This is a genomic window from Nonomuraea diastatica, assembly GCF_004349015.1.
Classification (GTDB): Bacteria; Actinomycetota; Actinomycetes; order Streptosporangiales; family Streptosporangiaceae; genus Nonomuraea; species Nonomuraea diastatica.
Genome location: NZ_SMKP01000085.1, coordinates 18,431 through 42,204, shown reverse-complemented (window position 1 = coordinate 42,204; position 23,774 = coordinate 18,431). Strand labels below are relative to the sequence as shown.

Here is a 23,774-nt window from a genome sequence, read left to right as displayed (position 1 = left end):
AGAGACAGGTGGCATCGTGATCGAGCGCAGCCGGGACTCGGCGATGGCTCGTTCGGCCGTCGGATCGGGGGTTCGCACGCGGGTGAAGGTAGGGCCACAGGCGATCGTGCCAGGGGACCGAACGGCGTTCTGTGGACAGCGCCCGCGGCAACGGAGGGGTTGTGGAAGCGCGGGCGACACCACGCTCTGCGGACAACCCTCGCGACAACCGAGAGGCTGCGGAAACCCGGGCGACACCACGCACTATGGACAACGCCCGCGGCAAGGGAAGGGCTGTGGAAGGCGGCTAGAGAGCGGTGACGGTCAGGCCGAGCATGCCGGGCCCCACGTGGGCGCCGATCACCGCCCCCACCTCGACCACCCGCAACTCCGCCAATGAGGGCATCCGCTTGGACAGCTGCTCGGCCAGCGCCGTGGCGCGTTCCCGGGCCTGCAGATGTTGCACCGCCACCTCCACCAGCCCCTCGCCCGCCGCCTCCACGGCCAGGTCTTCGAGCCGGGCGAGGGCGCGCGACGAGGTGCGGACCTTTTCGAGGAGGGAGATCTGGCCGTCCACGATGTGGAGCAGCGGCTTGATCATCAGGGCCGAGCCGAAGAGGGAGGCCGCTGTGCCGATGCGGCCGCTGCGACGCAGGTAGTCGAGGGTGTCGACGTAGAAGAACGTACGGGTGGCCGCCACGCTCCTGCGGGCGGCCGAGGCCGCCTCCTCCAAGGAGGCCCCGCCGGCGGCGGCGCGGGCCGCCGCGAGGACCGGGTAGCCGAGGCCCATCGCGATCGAGCGGCTGTCGACCACCTCCACCGGTACGGGGGCCTCGGAGGCGGCCGCCAGGGCGGACTCGGCGGTGCCGGACATCGCGGCCGAGAGGTGGACCGACACGATGCCCGTGGCGCCCGCGGCGGCCAGGGACGCGTAGCAGGAGGCGAACGTGGCGGGCGCGGGCCGGGAGGTGGTGGCGGAGGCGAGGTCGCCGGTGAAGGAGCCCTCGTCATGAGGCACGCCCTTGGCTATCACTTGGACGGGCACGACCGTGACCCGCGGCACGGGCGGCAGGTAGGCGGTTGAGTCGGTGACGACGGCGACCGTGGGCGGCATGTCCCGGGGTCAGTTACTGGACAGGGGTGCCGCCCCGCCACACCCGGCGCGGCTGGAGGCCGAAGGACCAGGCGAAGGCGCCCTCGTGGTCGGCGTCCCACTGCACGATGTCGGCCAGCCGGCCCGGGGCCAGCACGCCGCGGTCGGGGGCGCCCAGAACGGTGGCGCCGCCGAGGGTGGCCGCGCGGAGCGCGTCGTTGACGCTCATCCCGAACGCCGACACCGCCATGGCGATGACCAGGGCCATCGAGGTGATGCCGCAGTAGCCGGGGTTGTGGTCGCTGCCGAGCGCGATCTGCACGCCGTGCTTGATCATCTGGCGGACCGGCGGAAGGTGGCCGCGCTGCAGGGCGGTGGCGGGGCAGACGACGGCGGGCACGCCGTAGCGGGACATGATGGCGATGTCCTCGTCGGACATGTGGTGCAGCCCGTCAGCGGAGGCGCAGCCGAGCTCGGCGGCCAGCTGCACGGCGCCGCGGCGGCTGTATACTGGCCGGCGTGGATGCGCGGCAGCAGGCCGACGTTGCGGCCGGAGGCGAGGACCCAGCGGGACTCCTCGGTGGTGAAGTGGCCCTCGTCGCAGTAGACGTCGACGCTGTCGGCGCCCGCGGCGGCGGCGTCGGCGCACCAGGAGCCGACGGCCTCGACGTATTCGCGCTGCCGGCCGAAGTATTCCGGCGGGACGACGTGCGCCGCGAGGAAGGTGACGTGCACCCGCGGCATCATCGGCTCCTTCTCCAGCTCGCGCAGGAGCCGCACGTCGGCCAGCTCGCCGTCGCGGGTGAGGTGGTAGCCGGTCTTGGCCTCGACGGTGGTGGTGCCGCTGAGCAGCCAGTCGCGCAGCCGCTCGCGCACGCCGTTGCAGAGCGTCCAGGGGTCGGTGCCGCGGGTCACGGTGACGGTGGAGCCCACGCCGCCGCCTGCCGCGGTGATCGACGCGGACGTGGAGCCGCCGGTGCGGATGGCCAGCTCGGCGTAGCGGTTGCCGGCGTAGACCGGGTGGGTGTGGGCGTCGATGAGGCCGGGCGTGACGAGAGCGCCACCCAGGTTTTCGACGTGGTCGACGTCGACGATGTCGTCGACGACTCCGGGCACCGTCTGCGGCAGGTCGGGCGCGCGACCGACCCACGCGATGCGGTCGTTGTGCACGAGGATGGCGGCGTTGCTCAGGACTTCGTTGCCGGTCCAGAGACGGCCGATGTTGGTCAGCAGCCGAACGGTCACCGCATCACCGCCCCGCGAGGGCTTCTGCCCGATTCCCGGCATGGCCCCAGCGCCCAGTGCACGGCCTGCGCCGCGCCCACTGAGTCCGCTCCGGGTCCGGACGACATGGGGGGTCTCCTGCTCTAGTCCGCGTCATGCTGTGCGGTGACCGTATCGCCGGAGACATGACCCGGCGATTTCAGTTCAGTTACGTTATTTCACAGGCTGGGCCGCTGTACAGGGTTATTCGGAAGAAAGACCACTGATCCCATCCGTCACCCAGCCCTGCCTCGTCCCCATGGCCCCCGTTGACGACTTGCACACCACTAGTCATCATCGAAACCTAGAACCCGAACCCAAAATGCAGACCAACGTTAGGTCTGGCCAATGGTAGCAACCCCAGGGTGCGGGGACCACTGCCGCTTTTGGGCAGCTCTGCACGCTTTGAGGCGAGAGCTGCCCAACCGCTCCGCGATATAGCGGCGGGCGCCGGCCTCCCAGGGAGCCCTAGGAGACGCGCTCGACCGGCTTGCCCACCCGCACCAGCTCCTGAGACAGGCTCGGCAGCACGCGGGCGTGGAGGATCGTGCCGTCCTCGACGTGCTCGACGGAGAGCACCTCGCCCTCCTTGTGAGCGCGCGAGATCAGGTCACCCCTGTCGTACGGCACCAGCAGGTTGACCTCGTGGTCGAGCCGCGGCAGCTCCCGGTCGATGAGCGACATCAGCTCGGGGATGCCCTTGCCCGTGCGGGCCGACACCACGATGCTGTCGCGCTCGCGCCGGAGGATCCGGTCGACCGTTTCCTGGTCGGCCAGGTCGGCCTTGTTGATCACGACGATCTCACGGATGCCGGAGGCGCCCTCGATGTCGGCGAGCACCTCGCGCACGGCCGCCAGCTGACCCTCGGGATCGGGGTGGGAACCGTCGACGACGTGCAGGATCAGGTCGGCGTCGGCCACCTCTTCCAGCGTGGAACGGAACGCCTCGACGAGCTGGTGCGGCAGGTGCCGGACGAAGCCGACGGTGTCGGCGATCGTGAACAGCCGGCCCTCGGGCGTGCGCGCCCGGCGCACGGTCGGGTCGAGGGTCGCGAACAGCGCGTCCTCCACCAGCACGCCCGCGCCGGTGACGCGGTTGAGCAGCGAGGACTTGCCGGCGTTGGTGTAGCCGGCGATCGCCACGGCCGGGACCTCGCGCCGCTGGCGCTGGTAGCGCATGGTGTCACGCGAGGTGGACATGCTTCCGATCTGGCGGCGCAGCTTGGCCATCCGCTCGCGGATGCGCCGGCGGTCGAGCTCGATCTTGGTCTCACCCGGGCCGCGGCCGCCGATGCCGACGCCGCCCGCGGCGCGCCCGCCGACCTGCCGGGACAGGTTGCCACCCCAACCGCGCAGGCGGGGCAGCAGGTATTGGAGCTGCGCCAGCTCGACCTGGGCCTTGCCCTCGCGACTCTTGGCGTGCTGGGCGAAGATGTCGAGGATCAGCGCGGTGCGGTCGATCACCTTGACCTTGACCGTCTCCTCGAGCTGGCGGAGCTGGCCAGGGGTCAGCTCACCGTCGCAGATCACGGTGTCGGCGGCGGTCGACTCGACTACGTCGCGCAGCTCAAGAGCCTTGCCCGAGCCGATGTAGGTCGCCGGGTCGGGCTTCTGGCGGCGCTGGATCAGGCCGTCGAGCACCTCGGACCCGGCCGTCTCGGCCAGGAGCTTGAGCTCCAGAAGGGAGTTTTCCGCGTCGTCGACGGTGCCGGAGGTCCAGACGCCGACCAGGACGACCCGCTCGAGCCGCAACTTGCGGTATTCGACCTCGGAGACGTCCGTGAGCTCTGTGGACAGGCCCGCCACGCGCCGCAGCGCCTGGCGCTCCTCGAGGTCCATGTCGCCGGTCTCGTACGCGTCGAGCGTGGAGTATTCGTGCATTCGTGTCATCTCTATGAGGAAACGTCTGGACACCACGGTGTCTTCCCACGATGGTGGCATGACATCCCTGGCGCAATCACCTGGTTATCCCGGCTCCACGTCGACGTTGCCCGAACCCGCCGTCACCGAGATCTTGTGCGGCGAGGAGCCGTCGTTGTCGACCTTGACGTTCTCGTCGCCGGATCCCACGTCGGTCGTCACCGCGTACTTGCCCGCGGGCACGACGAGCTTCGTGTCGCCCGAGCCGGTCTTGAGCCGCGCGTCGTCCGGGGCGCTGCGGTATTTCAGCTCGATGTTCCCCGATCCCGCCTCGGCGTACACCTTCTTGCCACCGAGACCGGCGGCGTCGACGTCGCCCGAGCCGAGCTTCACGTCGATCGTCCCGGTCAGGTCCCTGAGCGTGATGTTGCCCGAGCCGGCCTCGAGGTCGACGGCCAGCCCCTTGGGAATCTCGATCTTGTAGTCGACGCTGCAACTGCCGAAGCTCGACGGGCAGTCGTAGGTGACGAACAGCGCCTCCCCCTCGACCTTGTGCTCGGGGGTGGGCTTGTCGTCGCCGCGCCAGCGGAGCGTCTCGGTGACGCGGACGGCGGCGCCGTCGGTCTCCGTGATCACGGTGTCGCCCGCACCACTCTCGAGCCGCAGCTTGGTGACCTTGTCCGTCACCTGGTAAGAAGCGGTGTCCTGCTCGGTGGGGCCCCCGATGTTCGCGAGCCCGCACCCGGTCAGCGCCAATGCGGAGGCCAGCAGCCCGCCCGCGATCGCCATCGTTCTCATGCCCCGCATCCTTTCGCGGCGCGCCACCCGTCCACATCGGGGATGCCCCGGACGATCCCCTGGAGGAACCCCGTCTTTGACCGGGAAAGGACCATAAGGGTAGCGTCGATTCCATAATCCAGAAGTCGTTTTCCACATCGCGAAAATGCGGAAAGAGGTCCCATGGAGATCACCGGCCCGATGCTCGACCGGTTCGACGAGATCCTCACGCCGGAGGCGCTGGCGTTCGTGGCGACTCTCCAGCGCGAGTTCGACGCCAGGCGGCTGGAGCTGCTGGAGGCCCGCCGGACGCGGCAGGCGGAGTTGTCGGCCGGCGCCATGCTCGACTTCCTGCCGGAGACGAAGGAGATCCGGGAGGGCGACTGGCAGGTCGCCTCCCCGGCGCCCGGTCTTGAGGACCGCCGCGTCGAGATCACCGGCCCCGTCGACAAGAAGATGACCATCAACGCGCTCAACTCCGGCGCCAAGGTCTGGCTGGCCGACTTCGAGGACGCCAACTCGCCGCTCTGGGAGAACTGCGTGAGCGGCCACGTCAACCTGCGCGACGCGCTCGACCGCACGATCGACTTCGAGTCCGGCGGCAAGACGTACGCGCTGCGCCCCGACGACGAGCTGGCCACGGTCGTGGTGCGGCCGCGCGGATGGCACCTGGACGAGAAGCACGCCCAGGTTGACGGGCGTCCGGTCGCGGGGTCGCTGTTCGACTTCGGCCTCTACTTCTTCCACTGCGCCCAGCGGCAGCTCGACAAGGGCAAGGGCCCGTACTTCTACCTGCCCAAGATCGAGTCGCATCTGGAGGCGCGGCTCTGGAACGACGTGTTCACCCGGGCGCAGGAACTGCTCGGCATCCCGCACGGCACGATCAGGGCGACCGTGCTCATCGAGACCTATCCGGCGGCGTTCGAGATGGAGGAGATCCTCTACGAGCTGCGCGACCACTCCGCGGGACTCAACGCCGGCCGCTGGGACTACCTGTTCAGCGTGATCAAGAAGTTCCGCACCAGGGGCAGGGAGTTCCTGCTGCCCGAGCGGAACGCGGTGACGATGACCGCGCCGTTCATGCGCGCGTACACCGAGTTGCTGGTGCGCACGTGTCACAAGCGCGGCGCGCACGCCGTCGGCGGGATGGCGGCGTTCATCCCCTCGCGGCGTGACCCCGAGGTGAACGCGGTGGCGCTGGAGAAGGTGCGGGCCGACAAGACGCGCGAGTCCGGCGACGGGTTCGACGGGTCGTGGGTGGCGCACCCCGACCTGGTGCCGGTCTGCCGCGAGGTGTTCGACGGCGTGCTGGGGTCGCGGCCCCACCAGCTCGACCGGCTGCGCGAGGACGTCAGCGTGTCCCCCGCCGACCTGCTGGCGGTCTCGGAGACGCCCGGCGAGATCACGGAGGCGGGGCTGCGCAACAACGTGGACGTGGCGCTGCGCTACCTCGCCGCCTGGATGGGCGGGCAGGGCGCGGTGGCGATCCACAACCTCATGGAGGACGCCGCCACGGCCGAGATCTCGCGCTCGCAGATCTGGCAGTGGATCCACAACGACATCGACCTCGCCGACACGGGCGCGCGGGTGACGAAGGAGCTGGCCGAGCAGATCATCGCTGAGGAACTGACCAGGATCGCGCAGGAGCCGGGCTACGACGAGGGGCTGTACGCCCAGGCCACGGCGCTGTTCAAGGAGGTCGCGCTGGATGACGACTTCGCGGAGTTCCTGACTCTTCCGGCTTATGCTCGAATGCCATAAGAAGGGCAGATACCCACAGGAAAAGGGGGATCGGTGATGGAAACGCTGATAGCGGCCCTGCGGTCGCTGCTGCCCCACGACTCGGTGATCACCGATCCCGTACGCCTGCGCACGTACGAGTGCGACGGCCTGACCTACCACCGGGCGACCCCCGGCGTGGTCGTGCTGCCCGGCACGGCCGAGCAGGTCGCCCGCGTGGTGCGCCTGTGCAACGAGTTCGGCGTGCCCTTCGTGGCCAGGGGCTCGGGCACCGGCCTGTCAGGGGGCGCGCTCCCCCGCGAGGACGGAGTGCTCATCGTCACCTCGAAGATGCGCGCGATCCTGGAGATCGACCTCGGCAACCGCAGGGCGGTGGTCGAGCCGGGCGTCACCAACCTGGCCATCACCGAGGCCGTGCGCGACCGGGGCCACTATTACGCCCCCGACCCCTCCAGCCAGCAGATCTGCTCGATCGGCGGCAACGTCGCGGAGAACTCCGGCGGCGCCCACTGCCTGAAGTACGGCTTCACCGTCAACCACGTCGAGGCCTGCGAGATCGTCACTCCCGACGGCGACCTGGTGACGCTCGACCGCATGGACCCCGGTTATGACCTGCTGGGGGCGTTCGTCGGCTCGGAGGGCACGCTCGGCATCGCCACCAAGATCACGGTACGCCTCTGCCGCGCGCCCGAGTCGGTGACCACGGTGCTGGCCGCGTTCGAGAGCATCGAGCAGGGCGGCGAGGCCGTCTCCGCGATCATCGGGGCGGGCATCGTGCCGGCCGCGATCGAGATGATGGACGCGCTGGCCATCGAGGCGGCCGAGGCGGCGGTGGCCTGCGCCTATCCCGAGGGCGCGGGCGCCGTGCTCATCGTGGAGCTCGACGGGCCCGCCGCGGAGGTGGAGCGGCAGTTCGCCCAGCTCAGGGAGATCTGCTCGGACGCGTTCGAGCTGCGCGTGGCGGCCGATCCGGCCGAGCGGGCGGCGATCTGGAAGGGCCGCAAGTCGGCGTTCGCGGCCGTGGGGCGCATCAGCCCGGCCTACATCGTCCAGGACGGCGTGGTGCCGCGCACGTCGCTGCCCGGCGTGCTGGCCGCCATCGACCGGCTCTCGGCCGAGCACCGGATCAAGGTGGCCAACGTCTTCCACGCGGGCGACGGCAACCTGCACCCGCTGGTGTTGTTCGACGACGCGGAGCCGGGCGCGGGCGAACGGGCCGAGGTGGTCTCCGGCGCGATCCTCGACCTGTGCATCGAGCACGGCGGCTCGATCACGGGCGAGCACGGGGTCGGGGTCGACAAATCGCGCTATATGCCAAGGATGTTCAGCGAGGACGACCTGGACACCATGCAGCTCGTCCGGTGCGCGTTCGACCCGCGGGGCCTGGCCAACCCGGGCAAGGTGTTCCCCACGCCGCGATTGTGCGGCGAGGTGCCGGGCGTGCGCAAGGGCGTGCACCCGCTGGTCGAGTCGGGGAAGGCGGAGCAGTTCTGATGACCCTGGCGGCGACCGGCGTGACGGTCAGGCGGGCCGGCGAGAAGGACGCCGTGAGCGGCGTGGCGCCGCGCTGGGTGGCCCTGCCCGAGACGGTGGAGGAGATCTCGGCGGTGCTGCGGGCCTGCGCGGAGCAGGACCTCGCGGTGGTACCCGCGGGCGGCGGCACCAAGCTGCACTGGGGCCACCCGCCCGAGCGGTGCGACGTGCTGCTCGACATGTGCTGCATGAACGAGATCATCGAGCACGCGGCGGGCGACCTCGTGGTGCGGGCACAGGCGGGCGTCACCATGGACGCCCTGGCCGCCGCGCTCGCGGACGAGGGCCAGGAGCTGGCGCTCGACCCACCGTTCACGGAGCACACGACGGTCGGCGGCACGCTCGCCACCGCGACCGCGGGCCCGCGCGCCTTCCGCTACGGCACCGCCCGCGACCTGCTCATCGGCATCACCGTCGTGCTGGCCGACGGCACCGTCGCCAAGTCGGGCGGCAAAGTGGTCAAGAACGTCGCCGGCTACGACCTCGGCAAGCTCTTCACCGGTTCCCGCGGCACGCTCGGCGTGATCGCCGAAGCGACCTTCCGCCTGCACCCGCTGCCCGCGGAGCGGCGCTGGATCGTGACCCGCACGAAGGTCGCCGATCTCGCCGGCGAGACACTGCGGCGCCTGGCCGCCTCCCAGGCCGAGCCCTCCGCCGTGGACATCGACTGCCCCGACGGCCGGAACGCGACGATCGCGGTGCTGGTGGAGGGGTCGGCCGCCGGGCAGCGGGCGCCGGCCCTGCGCGACGTGCTCGGCGACGGCACCATCACGGCCGAGCCACCCGACTGGTGGGGGCTGATCCTCACGGACGACGTGCTGCTGGAGGTGCGCTTCCCGCCCGCGCGCACGGCCGAGACGCTGGCGGCGGTGGGCGAGACCAGGTTCTCGTTCCGCGGCTCGCCGGTCACGGGACAGGCCTACCTGGAGCTCTGGGACGACGTCTCCGAGGAGGAGCTGACAGCCGCCGTCGACCGGCTCAGGGCGCGGCTCGAGGCGCTGGGCGGGCGGGTGACCGTTCCCGCCTCGCCGTACGAGGGCGTCGACAGGTGGGGGCACGTGAGCACGTTGCCGCTGATGCGGCGGGTGAAGGAACGGTTCGATCCCGGGCGCAGGATGTCCCCCGGCCGGTTCGTGGGAGGGATCTAGCGTGGACCCTGAGCTGATCAACGACTGCGTCCACTGCGGGTTCTGCCTGCCGACGTGCCCGACGTACGCGTTGTGGGGCGAGGAGATGGACTCGCCGCGCGGCCGCATCCACCTGATGAAGCAGCACGTCGAGGGCACGCCCATCACCCCGGAGATGGCCGGGCACTTCGACGCCTGCCTGGGGTGCATGGCGTGCGTCACGGCGTGCCCGTCCGGAGTCCAGTACGACCGGCTGATCGAGCAGACCAGGGTCGTGGTCGAGCGGGAGCACGTGCGCGAGCCGGAGGACCGGGCCGTGCGCGGGATCGTGTTCAGCCTCTTCCCCTACCCGCGCAGGCTGCGGCTGCTGCGCCCGACGATGTGGCTGGCCGGGCGGATGGCGCCGTTCCTGGTCCGGGTGCACCCCGGCCTCGGCTCCATGGCGGGGCTGGCGCCGCGGGTGGAGCACCGCCAGCGTATGCCGCGCGTCGTCAGGGCCAGGGGGGAGCGCAGGGCCGTGGTCGGCATGCTCACCGGATGCGTACAGGGAGAGTTCTTCCCCCAGGTCAACGCGGCCACCGCGCGGGTGCTCGCGCTGGAGGGCTGCGACGTGGTCATCCCGCGCGGCCAGGGCTGCTGCGGCGCGCTCAGCGTGCACTCCGGGCGCGCCGAGCAGGCCAGGAGGCTCGCCCGCCGCACGGTCATGACGTTCGAGAAGGCGGGCGTCGACACCGTCGTGGTGAACGCGGCCGGCTGCGGCTCCTCCATGAAGGAGTACGCCGAGCTGCTCGGCCGCGAGCCCCGGTTCAAGGTCGCCGACCTGTCCGAATATCTCGCCAAGCTGGGCCCCGTGGCCAAGCGGCACCCGCTGCCGCTCACCGTCGCCTACCACGACGCCTGCCACCTGGCCCACGCCCAGGGCATCCGCGACCAGCCGCGCGAGCTGCTGCGCGGCATTCCCGACCTGGAGCTGCGCGAGATCCCCGAGTCGGCCATCTGCTGCGGGTCCGCGGGCACGTACAACATCCTGCAGCCGCAGGCCGCCCACGACCTCGGCGACAGGAAGGCCCGTGCGGTCGGCACGACCGGCGCCGGCCTGCTGGTCTCCGCCAACCCCGGCTGCACCATGCAGATCGCCGGCGCCATGCGGCGCGCCGGCGAGGAGATCAGGGTGGCGCACACGGCCGAGGTGCTCGACGCCTCGCTCCGCGGTGTGCGCCTATGAGCGTCCAGTCGGTCGAGCGGGCGCTCGACGTGCTGGAGGCGCTGGCCGAGCACGGGGGCGAGGCCGGCCTGTCGGAGATCGCCGCCAGGACGGGCCTGCCGTACGGGACCATCCACCGGCTGCTGCGGACACTGCTCGCGCGCGGCTACGTACGCCAGGAATCCGACCGCCGGTACGCCCTCGGCGGCGGGCTCGTGCGTCTGGGCGGCATCGCGGAGAGCATGGTCGGGGTGTGGGCGCAGCCGTACCTCGCCAAGATGGTCGAGTTGTCCGGCGAGACCGCCAACCTGGCCGTGCTCGAAGGCGACTTCATCGTCTACGTGGCCCAGGCGCCCTCGCCGCGCAGGCTGCGGATGTTCGCCGAGGTCGGCAGGCGGGTGTTGCCGCACAGCACGGCGGTGGGCAAGGTGCTGCTGGCCGGGCGGCCGGCCTCCGAGGCGGTCGCCGTGTTCGAGCGCACCGGCATGCCGCGGCGCACCCCCAACACGATCACCGGGCTGACCGCCATGCTCGCCGAGCTCGAACGGGTCAGGACGTGCGGCTACGCGATGGACCTGGGCGAGGAGGAGCTGGGCGTCCACTGCCTGGCCGTGCCCGTCTGGGACGGCGACCGGGTGGTGGCCGCGATGTCGGTGTCGGGCCCCGCGGAACGCATCGACTGGCTCGACCGTGACGAGCTGGCGGAGGGCATGCGTAAGATCGCGCTTGACTTCGGGAACGAGCTCAGCCCGGTGGCCGGCGGAAGTTGAGTAGTCAACCACTTTCTGGCCCCCTGACGTGCGGAAACGCGGCGGATACCCCTCACCGAGCACGAAGATCCCCGTGAGAAGCTCCGTGCGGCGAAGTATGCTGTTGCGGTATGAGCAACACCGCGACCGTGCAATCAGTAGATCGGGCCATCGCCATCCTGGAAATCCTCGCCCGTGAGGGCTCGACCCGAGTGACGGACCTCGCGACGGAGCTCGACGTGCACAAGTCCACGGCGTTCCGGTTACTCGCCGCCCTCGAGCAGGGCGGTCTGGTGGAGCAGAGCAGCGACCGCGGCCGCTACCAGCTCGGGTTCGGCGTGGTGCGGCTGGCCGGCGCGGCCACGGCCCAGCTCGACCTGTCGCGTGAGGGCAGAGACGTGTGCCTGCGCCTGGCCGAGGAGATCGGCGAGACCGTCAACATCGCGGTCCCGCAGGACGGCGACGCGGTCAACCTCACCCAGATCCGCGGCCCCGCCGCGATCAGCGGGCACAACTGGGTCGGGCAGAGCACCCCCGCTCACGCCAGCTCCAGCGGCAAGGTGCTGCTGGCCTTCGGCGCCCTGCGCATGCCCGACGAGCTCGACCACTACACCCCCAGGACGATCACCTCCGAGGAAGAGCTGGAGCTCGACGCCATCAGGGAGCGCGGCTGGGCCTCGGCCGTGGAGGAGCTCGAGGTCGGGCTCAACGCGGTCGCCGCGCCGATCAGGGGCAACGACGGCTCCGTCGTGGCCGCCGTCAGCGTCTCCGCACCCTCCTACCGGCTGACGCCGGCCCGGCTGCCCGAGGTGGGCGAGCTGCTGGTCGAGGGCGCGCGGGAGATAAGCCAGCGCATGGGCTATTACCGTTAAGGCATGTGCAGAAGCATCAAGACCCTCCGTCCCCCGTACACCGAGAGCGTCACCGAGGAGGACGTACGCGCGGCGGCGCTGCAGTACGTCAGGAAGATCTCCGGCTTCCGCGCACCCGCCGCGCACAACGCGGAGGCGTTCGACCGGGCCGTCGAGACCATCACCAGGGCGTCCGAGGAGCTGCTGGGGGCGCTGCAGGTTCGCGGGAGCAGCTGACCGGCGTGGCTAGGACGAGGTGCGGGCGACGGGCCGGCCGCCCGAGCAGACGATCGTGAGCTCGATCTCGTCGCCCTCTTCCGGCTCGAACTCGACCTTGGTCACCCGCGCGGGCCCCGGCTCGACGCCGTCCACCGCATAGCCCTGGGCGGGGCTCCACGAGCGCAGCGTCACCCGGTCGCCGTCGCAGGAGGCGATCACGGTCCCGCCCGCGCTGCGGATCAGCTTCTCCTGCTGGGGCCTGGCGGTCGAGCCGGTCGGCGTCGCGACCGCACGCGGGGTCGCGGTGGCCAGGGCCGCACGCACCTCCGGCGCGCTGAGCACGTGGCTGGAGGCGCCGGTGAGGCCGTTGCCGAGCAGGCCGAGCACCGCCACGCCCGCGCCGGTGGCGGCGACGGCGGTGGCGGCCCAGGCCAGGACGAGTCTCTTCATCGGCTCCCAGCCTCCCCTCTCTCCGGCTAAGACCAGGTTAAGGCGACCCTAAGGCGGCCCAAGGCATCACCATCGAGCGTCTACGTTCATGTACATGGCTGACATCCTGCTCATCGAGGACGACGTGGCGATCCGCACGGCGCTCAGCCGCGGGCTGCGCGAGCTCGGCCATGCCGTCTCCTCCTCGCCGACGGCGCTGGACGGGCTGCGGCTGGCCGTACAGGACCGTCCCGACCTGATCGTCCTCGACCTGGGGTTGCCCGACCTCGACGGGGTGGAGCTGCTGCGCATGTTGCGGGCGGTCAGCCGGGTGCCGGTCATCGTGGCGACCGCCCGCGACGGTGACGCGGAGATGGTGCCGGTGCTGGACGCGGGCGCCGACGACTACGTGGTCAAACCGTACAGCGCGGCGCAGCTCGACGCCCGGGTCAGGGCCGTGCTGCGGCGGTCGGGCGGCGACTCCGCGCCGGAGCCGCTGGCGGTGGGAGCCCTGCGGGTGGATCCGCGGGCGCGGACGGCCACGCTGGACGGGGCGGCGCTCGACCTGACGCCGCGCGAGTTCGACGTCCTGCACTATCTCGCCGCGCGGCCGGGCGAGGTGGTCACCAAGCGGGAGTTGCTGACGGAGGTGTGGCAGCTCCCCTACGGCGGGGCCGACAAGACGGTGGACGTGCACCTGTCGTGGCTGCGCAGGAAACTCGGCGAGACGGCTTCCGAGCCCCGCTACCTGCACACGGTGCGCGGCGTCGGCGTCAAGCTGGTCGAGCCGTCATGAGACGGTGGCTCGCGCTGCTGGTCGCCGCGACCACGTCCGTCGTGCTGATCGCGCTGCTGGTGCCGATGGCGCTGCTGATCCGCGCCGTGGCCGAGAACGGCGCCATGAGCAGGGCCACCGCCACGGCCGAGTTCGTGGCGGTGGCCGTGGGCACGCCCGACCTGACGCTGGCGGTGCAGCAGGCCGGGCGTCCCGTGACCGTGTTCCTGCCCGGCGGCGGCACGGTGGGCGGGCCCGCTCCCCGCTCCGACGCCGTACGCCTGGCCTCGACCGGACGCAGCGTCACCGCCGCGGCCCCCGGGGGCAGGGAGGTGCTGGTCTCGGCGCAGACGCTGGAGGGCACGGCCGTGATCAGGGTGTTCGTGCCCGACACCGAGCTGACCAAGGGGGTGCGGGAGGCGTGGCTGGCGCTGCTCGTGCTCGGGCTCGCCCTGGTCGTGCTGGGCATCGTGCTGGCCGACCGGCTGGCGCTGGCCGTGACGCGGCCCGTGGACGGTCTCGCCCGGGTCTCGCACCGGCTGGCCGGCGGCGACCTGTCCGCCAGGGCCGAGCTCGGCGGTCCCCCCGAGGTGCGCTCCGTGGCGCTGGCGCTCAATCATCTCGCAGGGCGAATCGACGACCTGCTCGCGGCGGAGCGGGAGTCGGTGGCGGACCTCTCGCACCGGCTGCGTACCCCTCTGACGGGTCTCAGGCTGGACGCGGAGTCGCTGTGTGACCCGGAGGAGAGGGCGCGCGTGCAGAGCCGGGTCGACGCGCTCCAGCGCGCGGTGAGCACGGTCATCACGGACGCGCGGCGGCGCTCGGCAGGTCGTGACGCGTGCGACGCGGCGGCGGTGGTGCGGGAGCGGGTGCGGTTCTGGTCGGTGCTGGCCGAGGACCAGGGACGGGACGTGTCGCTCGCGCTGTCCGACGCCCCGCTGCCGGTGGCGGTGGGTGCCGAGGAACTCGCCGCCTGCGTGGACGCGCTGCTCGGCAACGTGTTCGCGCATACCGCCGAAGGGGTTCCCATGGCGGTACGCCTCGGGCCGCACGACGCCGGGGCCCTGCTGGTGGTCGAGGACGCCGGCCCCGGCTTCGATCCGGCGCTGCTGGAGCGCGGGACCAGCGGGGGCGGCTCGACCGGGCTCGGCCTCGACATCGCCCGCCGCACCGCCGCGTCGTCGGGCGGCGGCCTGACTGTCTCCACCGCCGCCGGGGGCGGCGCACGCGTGGAGGTCGTCCTGGCCACGTCCGTGCCTGAAGCCCGTCGATAGGCCTGGCTGCGGTACGGGAGGGGTCCCGACGCATCGGGTGAAGATTGTGACATGGATGAGGATGAAAGGGTCGGCAAGGAGCTGGAGGAGTCGGAGCCTCTGCCGGCCTGGTGGCGCGTCATTGTCCTGTGCCTCGCGCCGGTCGCCCTGGCGCTGTCCGTCAATGCGGTCTTCCAGCACCTTGCCACGGCGAACCTCGGACTCTCCCACACAGCAGGCCCTGCCCCGGACATCCACTTCAGCTTCCGTCACGTGGGCGCTGGGCTCATAGACGACGAGCACTACGCCTTCACCTGGCAGGTACGCGACAGCCTCGAAAGCACCCTGAGCGTCCGGCGGCCGTACTCTGTGCCCCACCTCCGCCACGTCGACGACGTGTCGGGCACGCTGACCGCGTACGTCCCGGCGGGCTGCGCGGACCGTGCGATCCGATGGCGGATCACCGTCAACGGGCGGGAGGCCGGCGCAGGTACTTTCCAGGGGCGGCGGGCGTACGCGATCCCCACCGATTACTCCTCGGACGGCGACCTGGACACCGTCGTGGTCGCCGCCGGCTGGGACGGCGGCACCGAGACGTGCCCCCGCTTCCGGCTGGTGTGGGACACCAAGGCGCTGGAGCCGTAGACCGCATCCGTCCACGCCACCGTCCGTTAACCGTGGCTTAGCGCGCGATTAGCGGCGATCGCGGTTTCGTGGAGTCATGCGAATCACGAAGAAGTTCATCGTTGCCGGTGCCGGGGTCGTCACGCTGGTCGCGGGCGGAGGCGCGGCCGTCGCCGCCACCTCCGCGCCCGCCCCGAAGGTCACGGCGGAGCAGGCCATCGAGATCGCGCACAAGCAGGTGGCGGGCGCCTGGGTCAGCGAGCTCGACTTCGACTCCCAGGGCACGCGGGCGGACGTGTGGGAGATCGAGCTGACCAAGGGGTCGCAGCTACACGAGCTGAAGATCGACGCTGCCACGGGCAAGGTCACCAAGAACGAGACGGAACGGGCGGACAAGGACGACGACGACAGCGACGACGACTGACCGGATCTCGCGAGGAACGCCGGGCCACCGTGGCCCGGCGTTTCATGGTTGTGGGCGGAGTCCGGCGATGAGGAGGGCGACCATCCGCCGAGCGTCGTAGCGGGGGTCGTTGTCGGCGCCGATGCAGAGGTTGCCGACGCCGCGCATGAGTTCGAGGGCGTTGAGGTCGGAGCGGATCTCGCCGGCGGCGGCCGCCGCGTCGAGCAGCCGGCTGCAGACGGGCACGAGGCGGTCGAGGAAGTACGCGTGCAGCGTGTCGAAACCGGCGTTGTCCGACTGCAGCACGGCGGCGAGCCCGTGCTTGGTGACCAGGAAGTCGACGAACTGGTCGATCCATCGCCTCAGCGCGTCGTAGGGACTCGCGGCACTCTCCAGCAGGGCCGGGCCGGCCTCGGCGCAGGCTTCGACCTGGTGCCGGTAGACGGCGACGATGAGGTCGGCCCTGGTCGGGAAGTGGCGGTAGATCGTGGCCACCCCGACTCCCGCCCTGGCCGCGATGTCGCGCACCGGCGCCTCGACGCCCGAGGTCACGAAGACGGCCGCGGCGGCGTCGAGGAGCGCCCTCTCGTTGCGCCGGGCATCGGCCCGCTTACGGGGCGCCGCACGCCCCGCGCCTCCGTCGTTCACCGTGCTGTTTCCCTCCATGCCGGACTTGCAAAACGGAACGACGATCCGTATCGTAGCTGGAACCAGATTCCGTTTAACCCATGATGCCAGAGCGCCGCCCGGACGGCCAAGCCGCGCATCTGCCCCAGCGCCTCAAGAGAGGCCGACCGGCGTGCGCCTATTGGGCCGACCGCGACGAACGGCTCCAGCATGCACCGAAAGCACGTTCCGTTTACTCCTCGGCGGCGCGTCCGTCAGGACGGCCGCTCACGAAGGGAGCAGTGCCTCAATGCCGCACACCACCCGGCCCCGCTTCGGGATCATGACCGCCCCCTCACAGGTCGGCTACCGCGACGTCCTGCAGGTCTGGCAGGAGGCGGACACGATTCCGGAGATCGAACACGCGTGGTTGTTCGACCATCTCCTGCCCATCTTCGGCGACCCCAACGGGCCGATCTACGAAGGCTGGACCCTGCTGTCCGCCCTCGCCGCGCAGACCCGGCGCCTGCGGCTCGGCGTGATGGTGACCAGCAACCGCATCCGGCCGCCCGCGCTCCTGGCCAAGATCGCCGCAACCGTCGACGTCATCTCCGGCGGACGGCTCGACTTCGGCATCGGCGTCGGCTCACGACCCGACTGGCCCCTGGCCCGGCGCGAGTACGAAGCCCACGGCCTGCCCTTCCACGACACCGCCCACGCCGTGGGCAGCCTCGCGGAAGCGTGCACGGTGATCCGGCGGTTGTGGACCGAGACGAAGCCGTTCGACTTCCACGGCACCTGCGTCCAGGTCACCGGAGCGTACGGCAACCCCAAGCCCGTCCAGCGTCCCCACCCGCCGATCCTCATCGGCGGCCGCTCCTCCGCGACGCTGCGGGTGGCCGCCCAGCACGCCGACCTGTGGAACATTCCCGGCGGCGACATCGCCGACGTCGTCAGCCGCAGCGCGCTGCTGGACCGCTACTGCACCGAGATCGGCCGCGACGCCGCCTCCATCGTCCGCTCCATCCACCTGCCCGTCTCCTACGACCAGCCCGACATCACCCGCGACGCCATCGGCGAAGCGATCGACGCCGGCTTCACGCACATCGTCCTCGGGCTGCCGGCGCCCTACCCCGCCGGCGTCGCGCGGTGGGTCACCGACGAGCTCATCACCAAGAATCGTTGGAAGGAGAGATCATTCTCATGACGGAAACAGACCTCGCAGCCGGCTCCCCCGCTCCGATCGTCTCGGTGAAGCCGGTCGTCCTGCCCGCCCCGGGCCGCGGCGAGGACCTCCAGGTCCACGTGTCCGCCCCGGTGATCGGCACCGGCCTGCCCGTCATCGTGTTCTCGCACGGCTTCGGCCAGTCGATGGACGGCTACGCCCCGCTGGCGGACCACTGGGCCGCTCACGGGTTCGTGGTCCTGCGGCCCAGCCACCTCGACTCCCGGACGCTCGGCCTCCCGCCCGAGGACCCCCGTACGCCGCGGGTCTGGCGGTTCCGCATCGAGGACCTCAAGCGCACCCTCGACGGGCTCGACCTCCTCGAAGCCGCCGTACCGGGACTCGGCGGACGCCTCGACCGCAGCCGCATCGCCGTGTCGGGCCACTCCTGGGGAGCCCAGAGCGCGAGCACGATGCTGGGCGCGCGCGTCCTCGGCTCCGACGGCGTTCCCGGGGAGGACATGTCCGATCCCCGTGTCAAGGCGGGCGTGCTGCTCGCCCTTACGGGCCTCGGCGACGACCTGACCCCGTTCGCGGCCGAGCACTTCCCTTTCATGAGGCCGTACTTCGGCGACATGACCACCCCCGCGCTCATCGTCGCGGGCGACAAGGACCAGTCCGCGCTGTCCACCCGCGGCCCCGACTGGTTCACCGACCCCTACATCCACAGCCCCGGGAGCAAGAGCCTGCTCACGCTCTCCGGGGCCGAGCATTCGCTCGGGGGCATCTCCGGGTACGAGGTCGCCGAGACGACCGACGAGCACCCCGCCCGCGTCGCCCTGATCCAGCGGCTCACCACCGCCTACCTGCGCAGCGTCCTCTGCTCCGAGGACGCCGGCTGGAAGGCGGCGCTGGACGAGGACCTCGGCCCGTTGGGCAGCCTGCGGAGCAAGTAGGCGTACCGCGTCCGTCGTCCGTGAGCAACCTCGGTTCCGTACCCTCGTTCGGACTTGGTTTCAGGAACGCCAGGGCGGCGGCCTGTTCGGACGGCAGATGGAGCAGCAGGCCCGCGGTGCGTGGCTAAAGCCCAGTTGAACTGTGAACGCGATCTCTCGGGCGGGTCGGGGTCAGCGTGGGCGGCCAGGTGCTCGATCTCGGGCGCCAGCCCGGTATGTCATCTTCCTTCCGTGACGACACATCGCGAGCACCTATATTGACCGCTGCTGCGTATCGACGGTAACGAGATCTGGGGCGAGCACTTCGACGGCTTAGTCGACGAGGTGCGAATCTGAAACCGCGCCCGGACCAGCGACCGAGATTAAGGCCGACATGGATACCTATGTCGGCGCCGCAGGCATGGGTGGCGACCCAGCGGGTGCAAAAGAATTCGCCTACCGAGGTTTAGCAGCTTGCGAAGAGCCGATGAGCGTCGCCGATCAAGTAAAACGTAGACGTACTGATTGAGGACGTTGATCGAAGGCGACGGATGGCACTTAGTGGTGCCGCTGGGGTGCACCCAACGCGACAGATGTGTCGCAGGCGTGGGGCTCACTTGGATGTGCCGAGGTAACGATCACTCCGCTGATCTGGGTTTTTGCTCCGGTTGGCATTGAAGCGCGCCTTCTTCTGACGATTCCCGCACGTGTTCATGTCACACCATTTGCGGGTGCGACTTTGGCTGGTGTCGAAGAAGGCGGCCTGGCAGGTTGGCGATGCGCACAAGGCCAGTTTCCCGTCTCGCTCACCTGCGATGATGCTGATCGCGTCGGCGGCGATCACGCTGAGGGCATCTTCCACGCAGGAAGCCGAGCTGAGCCGCCATCGCCGCTTACCCTCGGGCGTCAGGACAGCCGCGGCCCGCCCCTGAGCGCTGCGGTCATTGATGACATGGACAGCAGGCACAGGGAGAGCGTCCTGGATCGCGGCCGCTGTCGCGGCGGCGTGAATCGACTCCCTCAGTTCCCGAGCGAGGTCGAGCTGGGCAGTGGTGCAGGAGTCCACGGCGAGGCCGTTCACTGCCAGCCAGTCGATGAGTCGGTGCGGCGTGGGAATGCGCTCCACGGCCTTGCCATGACGCTCCGACAGAGTCCCCGTGAAGCTGGTCGCTAGCACGTTACCGAGGCGGAAGGCAGGGAACCCAGCACGCATGGAACCACCTTAGCAGGTTGCACGCTGCATCAAGGCATGTTAGAACCTTCTTAGCCGGTTCGCAGCAGTTCGCAGCCGGTTCCGCGATGGCCAGGAGGTCTCATGCCCCGTCCAACCAGCGACGTGCAAGCATTTGAAGCCCACGCAACCGACGCCGACCTCGACGATCTGCGCGCGCGGCTAGCCGCGGCGCGGCTACCGGAAGCTGAGACGGTCTATAGCGCCGCGCCCGACCCTCGCCGATGGGAACAGGGCGTTCCGCTCGCCGACCTCGTCGATGTCGTGAACTACTGGCGCACCGGGTACGACTGGCGGTCGTTCGAAGAGCGCCTTAACCGGGTCGGCCAGTTCCGCACGACCATTGATGATCTGGGAATCCATTTCCTGCACCGCCGATCCGCGCGCGCAGATGCCACTCCTCTGATTTTGACGCACGGCTGGCCGGGCAGCATTGCCGAGTTCATCGATGTAGTGGACGAGCTGGCAGATCCGAAAGATGCGGACGCGCCGGCGTTCCACGTCGTGGTCCCGTCGCTACCAGGCTTCGGGTACAGCGACAAACCGACCACCACCGGGTGGGGAACCGAAAAGATCGCGGCCGCATGGGTGGAACTGATGGGAAGGCTCGGTTACGACAAGTTCGCAGCCCACGGCGGCGACTGGGGAGGTAATATCGCCACGGTTCTCGGCGGCAGGTTCCCGGCGCACGTTCTCGGCATCCACACAACGTTCGCGGAGGCGCCGCCCGGGTTGACCACGGACGGGCTCACGGCGGTCGAGCGCAGGTGGACCGAGGAAACCCGCGATTTCTGGCGCCACCGCGCGGCGTACGCGAAGCAGCAGGCGACCCGACCGCAGACCATCGGCTACTCGCTCGTCGACTCACCGGTCGGACTTCTTGCCTGGATCCTTGACAAGTTCGCCGAGTGGACAGATACCGAAGACAGCCCGTTCGAGACGATTTCCAGAGACCGCGTTCTTGACGACGTCACCCTGTATTGGCTGACGCGGACCGGCGCATCGTCGGCCCGCATTTACTACGAGAGCCACAACTCGCTCGACCCCGAACTTCGGGTCGACGTCCCGTCAGCAATCACTATGTATCCCCGCGACATCGAGAAGCATCCGCGCCCCTGGGCACAGGAGCGGTACCGACAAATCGTCCGATGGAGGTCGCCCGAAAACGGGGGACATTTCCCGTCGCTGGAGGTTCCCGAATATTTCGTCAAGGACCTGCAAGAAGGCCTCGCGGCAGTGCTGGCCGCTCATCGGTGAACGCGGATCGGCGATCCGGAATCTCGCCCCTCAGGACAGGAGCGATGACAGTATGTGACCATGCGTCCACCCCGAGCGAGATCTTTCAACACCGCGGGCCCGTGCGACCCCCAGCTGCACTACATGCTGCCGCCCACACCTCGGCTTCCCGAGGCGCGAGCGCTGATCGACATGGACCGCTACTTCGTGGTCCACGCGCCCCGGCAGACCGGCAAGACCACCGCGCTGCGCACTCTGGCGTCCGACTTGACGGCCGGAGGCGATGTCGCGGCTCTGGTGTTCTCCTGCGAGCGCGCCAAGGTGGCCCGCGACGACGTGGGCTGGGGAGAGTCGATGCTGCTGGATTCGATCCGTGCGGCCGCCAAGCGGTCGGGCTGGCCGGACGAACTGCTCCCGCCGGACCCCTGGCCGCAGGCCACGCCGGGCAGCCGCATCGACGTCGCGCTGAGCGAGTGGTGCCGTCGATGTCCGCGCCGGGTGGTGCTGCTCTTCGACGAGATCGACGCCCTGCAGGGCGACAGCCTGATCAGCTTTCTCTGCCAGCTCCGTGACGGTCACAACGCCCGGCCCGATGGGCACCCGTTCCCCACGTCCGTGATCCTGTGCGGGCTACGCGACGTCCGTGAATACAAGACCGCTGTCGGTGCCGACCCTGGCCGGTGCAATCCGACCAGCCCGTTCAACATCGTCACCGAGTCGCTGCGCCTGGGCGACTTCACCGCCGACCAGATCGGTGAGCTGTACGGCCAGCACGCGCAGGCCACCGGCCAGGAGTTCGCCAAGGACGCGGTGGACCGGGTGTTCGAGCTGACGCAGGGCCAGCCGTGGCTGGTCAACGCCCTCGCCCACGAGATCACCTTCAAGATGAAGGTGACCGGCGTCATCACTGCCGGACGGGTGGACGAGGCCAAGGAGCGACTGATCCGGGCGCGCGCAACCCACCTGGACGCCCTCGTTGCGCGCCTGTACGAACCACGGGTGGAACGAGTGATCGAACCGATCGTGGCGGGAACGTGGCCGGGCACGGACACGTCCTTCGACGATGACGTCTCCTACGTTCACGATCTTGGCCTCATCCGGGGCACCAGGGACCTGGAGATCGCCAACCCGATCTACCGAGAGGTCCTGCTGCGGGTTCTGGGAGATCGTACGGAGCGGTTCGTCAAGGCCGACCCGCGCAGCTTCGTCCTGCCGGATGGCCGGTTCGACCTGGTGCGCCTGTTGCAGGAGTTCGTCGTGTTCTGGCGCGAGCACGGTGAAGTCCTCATCCAGCAGGAGGGCTACCACGAGGCCGCCTGCCAGATCATCCTCATGGCCTTCCTCCATCGCCTGGTCAACGGCGGCGGCCACCTCGACCGCGAGTACGCCGCCGGCACCAAACGCCTGGACGTGCTGATCCGCTGGCCCTACCCGGGTCCGGACGGCGAACGGCTGATGCAACGGGAGGCCATGGAGCTGAAGGTCTGGCGCGCCGGCAAGGACGACCCGCTGCCCGACGGCCTCGCCCAGCTCGACGGGTATCTCGACCGGCTCAGCCTCACCACCGGCGTGCTGGTGATCTTCGATCGGCGCCCCGAGGCCACGCCGTGGAAGGAACGCGGCTGCTTCGAGCGGGCGACCACGCCGTCCGGCCGCCAGGTCACCGTTCTACGTGGATAGCGCAGTATGTGCCACACAGCTACAGCCACCCATAAAAGCGAGCGGAGTTCGTCCCCACGGAAGATGCACCAAAGTCCGCAGACATAGGCACCTATGCCCAGATGAATGCCTGAGCTCAGCCGAAACGCTCCATCTCGCAGACGATGGCCATCGCGGCCGAACGCCGGCATGATTCCGGGTGAGCTCACGGGCACCCCGCGCGCTCACCCCGGTCACCCGCACTTCAGCGGGTCATTCGCATGACGATCGGCCGGTGATCGGACGCCGTGGTCGAGAGTACGGAGCCGCTCGTCGTGGTGACGCCCTTGGTGTAGATGTAGTCGATGCGGGCGTTGCCGAGCGTCGGCTTGTCGGCGTATTCGGCGCCCGTGTCGACCCAGCCCGCGCTCACGAACCGCTTCGACAGCGCGTCCGCGGGCTTGGCGTTGAAGTCGCCGGTGAGGATGATCCCCGACCTGGAGCCGAAGTAGGAGCGCACCTTGTCGGCCTGGGCCTCGCGGCGGGCCACCGATGTCGCCGACAGGCCGGGCGACAGGTGGGTGGTGAACACCCGGACCGTCCTGCCGCCGCCGAGGTCGAGCTTGACCCCGGCCATGGAACGGTTGACCGGGCAGGTGGCGAAGTTCGTGAGGGGGATCGTCACCCGTTCGGCGATCGTGAACTTGGACAGGATCGTGTTGCCCGCCTTGCCGGGCTGCGGTTTGTCGCACGGGCCTGGGTTGTCGCCGGCACCGAAGTGGGCGTTGTCGCTGATGTGCCAGCCGAGCGCGTCGGCGAGTTGCCGCACCTGGTCGGCGCCGGGTTTGCGGTGGATCTCCTGAAGGGTGACGATGTTTGCGCCGCTCTTGCGGATCACGGAGGCGATGGCCTGCATGTCGGCGCTCTCGCCGTGGATGTTCCAGTCGAGCACGACGAGGCTGACCGCTCTGGCGTGCGCGGGTGCCACGGTGGTCGCGGTGGCGAGCACGGTGAGCGCTGTCATCACTTGAATCCGTCTGGTCACACGCATGCTCACGGATCTTACGCACACCCTGACTCTGCG

Annotated in this window: 22 protein-coding genes and 1 pseudogene; 15 read left to right on the top strand and 8 right to left on the bottom strand. The window is 70.0% G+C overall.

Annotated elements, in window-relative coordinates; all coding sequences use genetic code 11:
- Positions 1-286: 286 nt before the first annotated feature.
- The 4 genes and pseudogenes from E1294_RS27645 to E1294_RS27630 all read right to left on the bottom strand — a co-directional run bounded on the left by E1294_RS27645 (position 287) and on the right by E1294_RS27630 (position 4,993).
- Positions 287-1,093, bottom strand: coding sequence for a DegV family protein (locus E1294_RS27645; RefSeq protein ID WP_132513072.1), 807 nt, complete (start codon positions 1,091-1,093; stop codon positions 287-289).
- Positions 1,094-1,106: 13 nt separating this feature from the next.
- Positions 1,107-2,317 (bottom strand): annotated as a pseudogene (gene hutI, locus E1294_RS27640) (imidazolonepropionase).
- A gap of 486 nt (positions 2,318-2,803) precedes the next feature.
- Positions 2,804-4,225, bottom strand: a complete 1,422-nt coding sequence (hflX, locus tag E1294_RS27635) for a GTPase HflX (protein ID WP_425465229.1) — start codon at positions 4,223-4,225, stop codon at positions 2,804-2,806.
- 75 nt (positions 4,226-4,300) lie between these two features.
- A complete protein-coding gene (locus E1294_RS27630) occupies positions 4,301-4,993 on the bottom strand; it encodes a DUF4097 family beta strand repeat-containing protein (RefSeq protein ID WP_132513070.1) in 693 nt (230 codons plus the stop codon).
- Positions 4,994-5,155: 162 nt separating this feature from the next.
- On the opposite strand from E1294_RS27630, the gene aceB reads away from it, so the two are divergent.
- The 7 genes from aceB to E1294_RS27595 all read left to right on the top strand — a co-directional run bounded on the left by aceB (position 5,156) and on the right by E1294_RS27595 (position 12,413).
- Positions 5,156-6,733 carry a malate synthase A gene (gene aceB / locus E1294_RS27625; protein WP_132513068.1) on the top strand — a complete coding sequence of 526 codons (1,578 nt, stop codon included), beginning with the start codon at positions 5,156-5,158 and terminating at the stop codon, positions 6,731-6,733.
- A 36-nt stretch (positions 6,734-6,769) separates the two neighbouring features.
- Positions 6,770-8,206: an FAD-linked oxidase C-terminal domain-containing protein gene (locus E1294_RS27620; protein WP_132513066.1), complete on the top strand. Its 1,437-nt coding sequence runs from the start codon at positions 6,770-6,772 to the stop codon at positions 8,204-8,206.
- Positions 8,206-9,393: an FAD-binding oxidoreductase gene (locus tag E1294_RS27615; protein WP_132513064.1), complete on the top strand. Its 1,188-nt coding sequence runs from the start codon at positions 8,206-8,208 to the stop codon at positions 9,391-9,393. The genes E1294_RS27620 and E1294_RS27615 overlap by 1 nt, the downstream gene beginning before the upstream one ends.
- Position 9,394: 1 nt before the next feature.
- On the top strand, positions 9,395-10,597 hold the full coding sequence (locus tag E1294_RS27610) for a (Fe-S)-binding protein (RefSeq protein ID WP_132513062.1): 1,203 nt from the start codon (positions 9,395-9,397) through the stop codon (positions 10,595-10,597).
- The gene (locus tag E1294_RS27605; RefSeq protein ID WP_132513060.1) at positions 10,594-11,346 is read left to right on the top strand and encodes an IclR family transcriptional regulator; all 753 of its coding nucleotides are present in this window, start codon (positions 10,594-10,596) and stop codon (positions 11,344-11,346) included. The genes E1294_RS27610 and E1294_RS27605 overlap by 4 nt, the downstream gene beginning before the upstream one ends.
- Before the next feature lie 110 nt (positions 11,347-11,456).
- Complete coding sequence (locus E1294_RS27600) at positions 11,457-12,197, top strand: IclR family transcriptional regulator (RefSeq protein ID WP_181958560.1); 741 nt, start codon at positions 11,457-11,459, stop codon at positions 12,195-12,197.
- A gap of 3 nt (positions 12,198-12,200) precedes the next feature.
- Positions 12,201-12,413: a DUF2277 domain-containing protein gene (locus tag E1294_RS27595; RefSeq protein ID WP_132513058.1), complete on the top strand. Its 213-nt coding sequence runs from the start codon at positions 12,201-12,203 to the stop codon at positions 12,411-12,413.
- Positions 12,414-12,422: 9 nt separating this feature from the next.
- Here E1294_RS27595 and E1294_RS27590 read toward each other — a convergent pair whose 3' ends face one another.
- The gene (locus E1294_RS27590; RefSeq protein WP_132513056.1) at positions 12,423-12,845 is read right to left on the bottom strand and encodes a hypothetical protein; all 423 of its coding nucleotides are present in this window, start codon (positions 12,843-12,845) and stop codon (positions 12,423-12,425) included.
- 94 nt (positions 12,846-12,939) lie between these two features.
- On the opposite strand from E1294_RS27590, the gene E1294_RS27585 reads away from it, so the two are divergent.
- The 4 genes from E1294_RS27585 (at position 12,940) to E1294_RS27570 (ending at position 15,900) form a co-directional block, all read left to right on the top strand.
- The gene (locus E1294_RS27585) at positions 12,940-13,620 is read left to right on the top strand and encodes a response regulator transcription factor (RefSeq protein ID WP_132513054.1); all 681 of its coding nucleotides are present in this window, start codon (positions 12,940-12,942) and stop codon (positions 13,618-13,620) included.
- Positions 13,617-14,873 (top strand): sensor histidine kinase, encoded by a 1,257-nt coding sequence (locus E1294_RS27580; protein ID WP_132513052.1) that lies wholly within the window; start codon positions 13,617-13,619, stop codon positions 14,871-14,873. The genes E1294_RS27585 and E1294_RS27580 overlap by 4 nt, the downstream gene beginning before the upstream one ends.
- Before the next feature lie 51 nt (positions 14,874-14,924).
- Entirely contained in the window at positions 14,925-15,497 is a 573-nt protein-coding gene (locus E1294_RS27575) for a hypothetical protein (protein ID WP_132513050.1), read from the top strand.
- Between the two features lie 76 nt (positions 15,498-15,573).
- Complete coding sequence (locus E1294_RS27570) at positions 15,574-15,900, top strand: PepSY domain-containing protein (RefSeq protein ID WP_132513048.1); 327 nt, start codon at positions 15,574-15,576, stop codon at positions 15,898-15,900.
- 42 nt (positions 15,901-15,942) lie between these two features.
- Here the strand turns inward: E1294_RS27570 and E1294_RS27565 are convergent, their stop codons facing one another.
- On the bottom strand, positions 15,943-16,527 hold the full coding sequence (locus E1294_RS27565; RefSeq protein WP_246083320.1) for a TetR/AcrR family transcriptional regulator: 585 nt from the start codon (positions 16,525-16,527) through the stop codon (positions 15,943-15,945).
- Between the two features lie 268 nt (positions 16,528-16,795).
- Between E1294_RS27565 and E1294_RS27560 the strand changes: the two genes are divergently transcribed.
- Positions 16,796-17,692, top strand: a complete 897-nt coding sequence (locus E1294_RS27560) for an LLM class flavin-dependent oxidoreductase (RefSeq protein WP_132513044.1) — start codon at positions 16,796-16,798, stop codon at positions 17,690-17,692.
- A complete protein-coding gene (locus tag E1294_RS27555; RefSeq protein WP_132513042.1) occupies positions 17,689-18,606 on the top strand; it encodes an alpha/beta hydrolase family protein in 918 nt (305 codons plus the stop codon). Before E1294_RS27560 ends, E1294_RS27555 begins: the two co-directional genes overlap by 4 nt.
- Positions 18,607-19,198: 592 nt before the next feature.
- Here the strand turns inward: E1294_RS27555 and E1294_RS27550 are convergent.
- Positions 19,199-19,798, bottom strand: coding sequence for a CGNR zinc finger domain-containing protein (locus tag E1294_RS27550; protein WP_132513040.1), 600 nt, complete (start codon positions 19,796-19,798; stop codon positions 19,199-19,201).
- A 102-nt stretch (positions 19,799-19,900) separates the two neighbouring features.
- Here E1294_RS27550 and E1294_RS27545 point away from each other — a divergent pair, with 102 nt between their 5' ends.
- A complete protein-coding gene (locus E1294_RS27545) occupies positions 19,901-21,073 on the top strand; it encodes an epoxide hydrolase family protein (protein ID WP_132513038.1) in 1,173 nt (390 codons plus the stop codon).
- A gap of 60 nt (positions 21,074-21,133) precedes the next feature.
- The gene (locus E1294_RS27540) at positions 21,134-22,732 is read left to right on the top strand and encodes a hypothetical protein (RefSeq protein ID WP_220447970.1); all 1,599 of its coding nucleotides are present in this window, start codon (positions 21,134-21,136) and stop codon (positions 22,730-22,732) included.
- A gap of 223 nt (positions 22,733-22,955) precedes the next feature.
- On the opposite strand, the gene E1294_RS27535 is transcribed toward E1294_RS27540, so the two are convergent.
- On the bottom strand, positions 22,956-23,714 hold the full coding sequence (locus E1294_RS27535) for an endonuclease/exonuclease/phosphatase family protein (protein WP_165977503.1): 759 nt from the start codon (positions 23,712-23,714) through the stop codon (positions 22,956-22,958).
- Positions 23,715-23,774 lie beyond the last annotated feature (60 nt).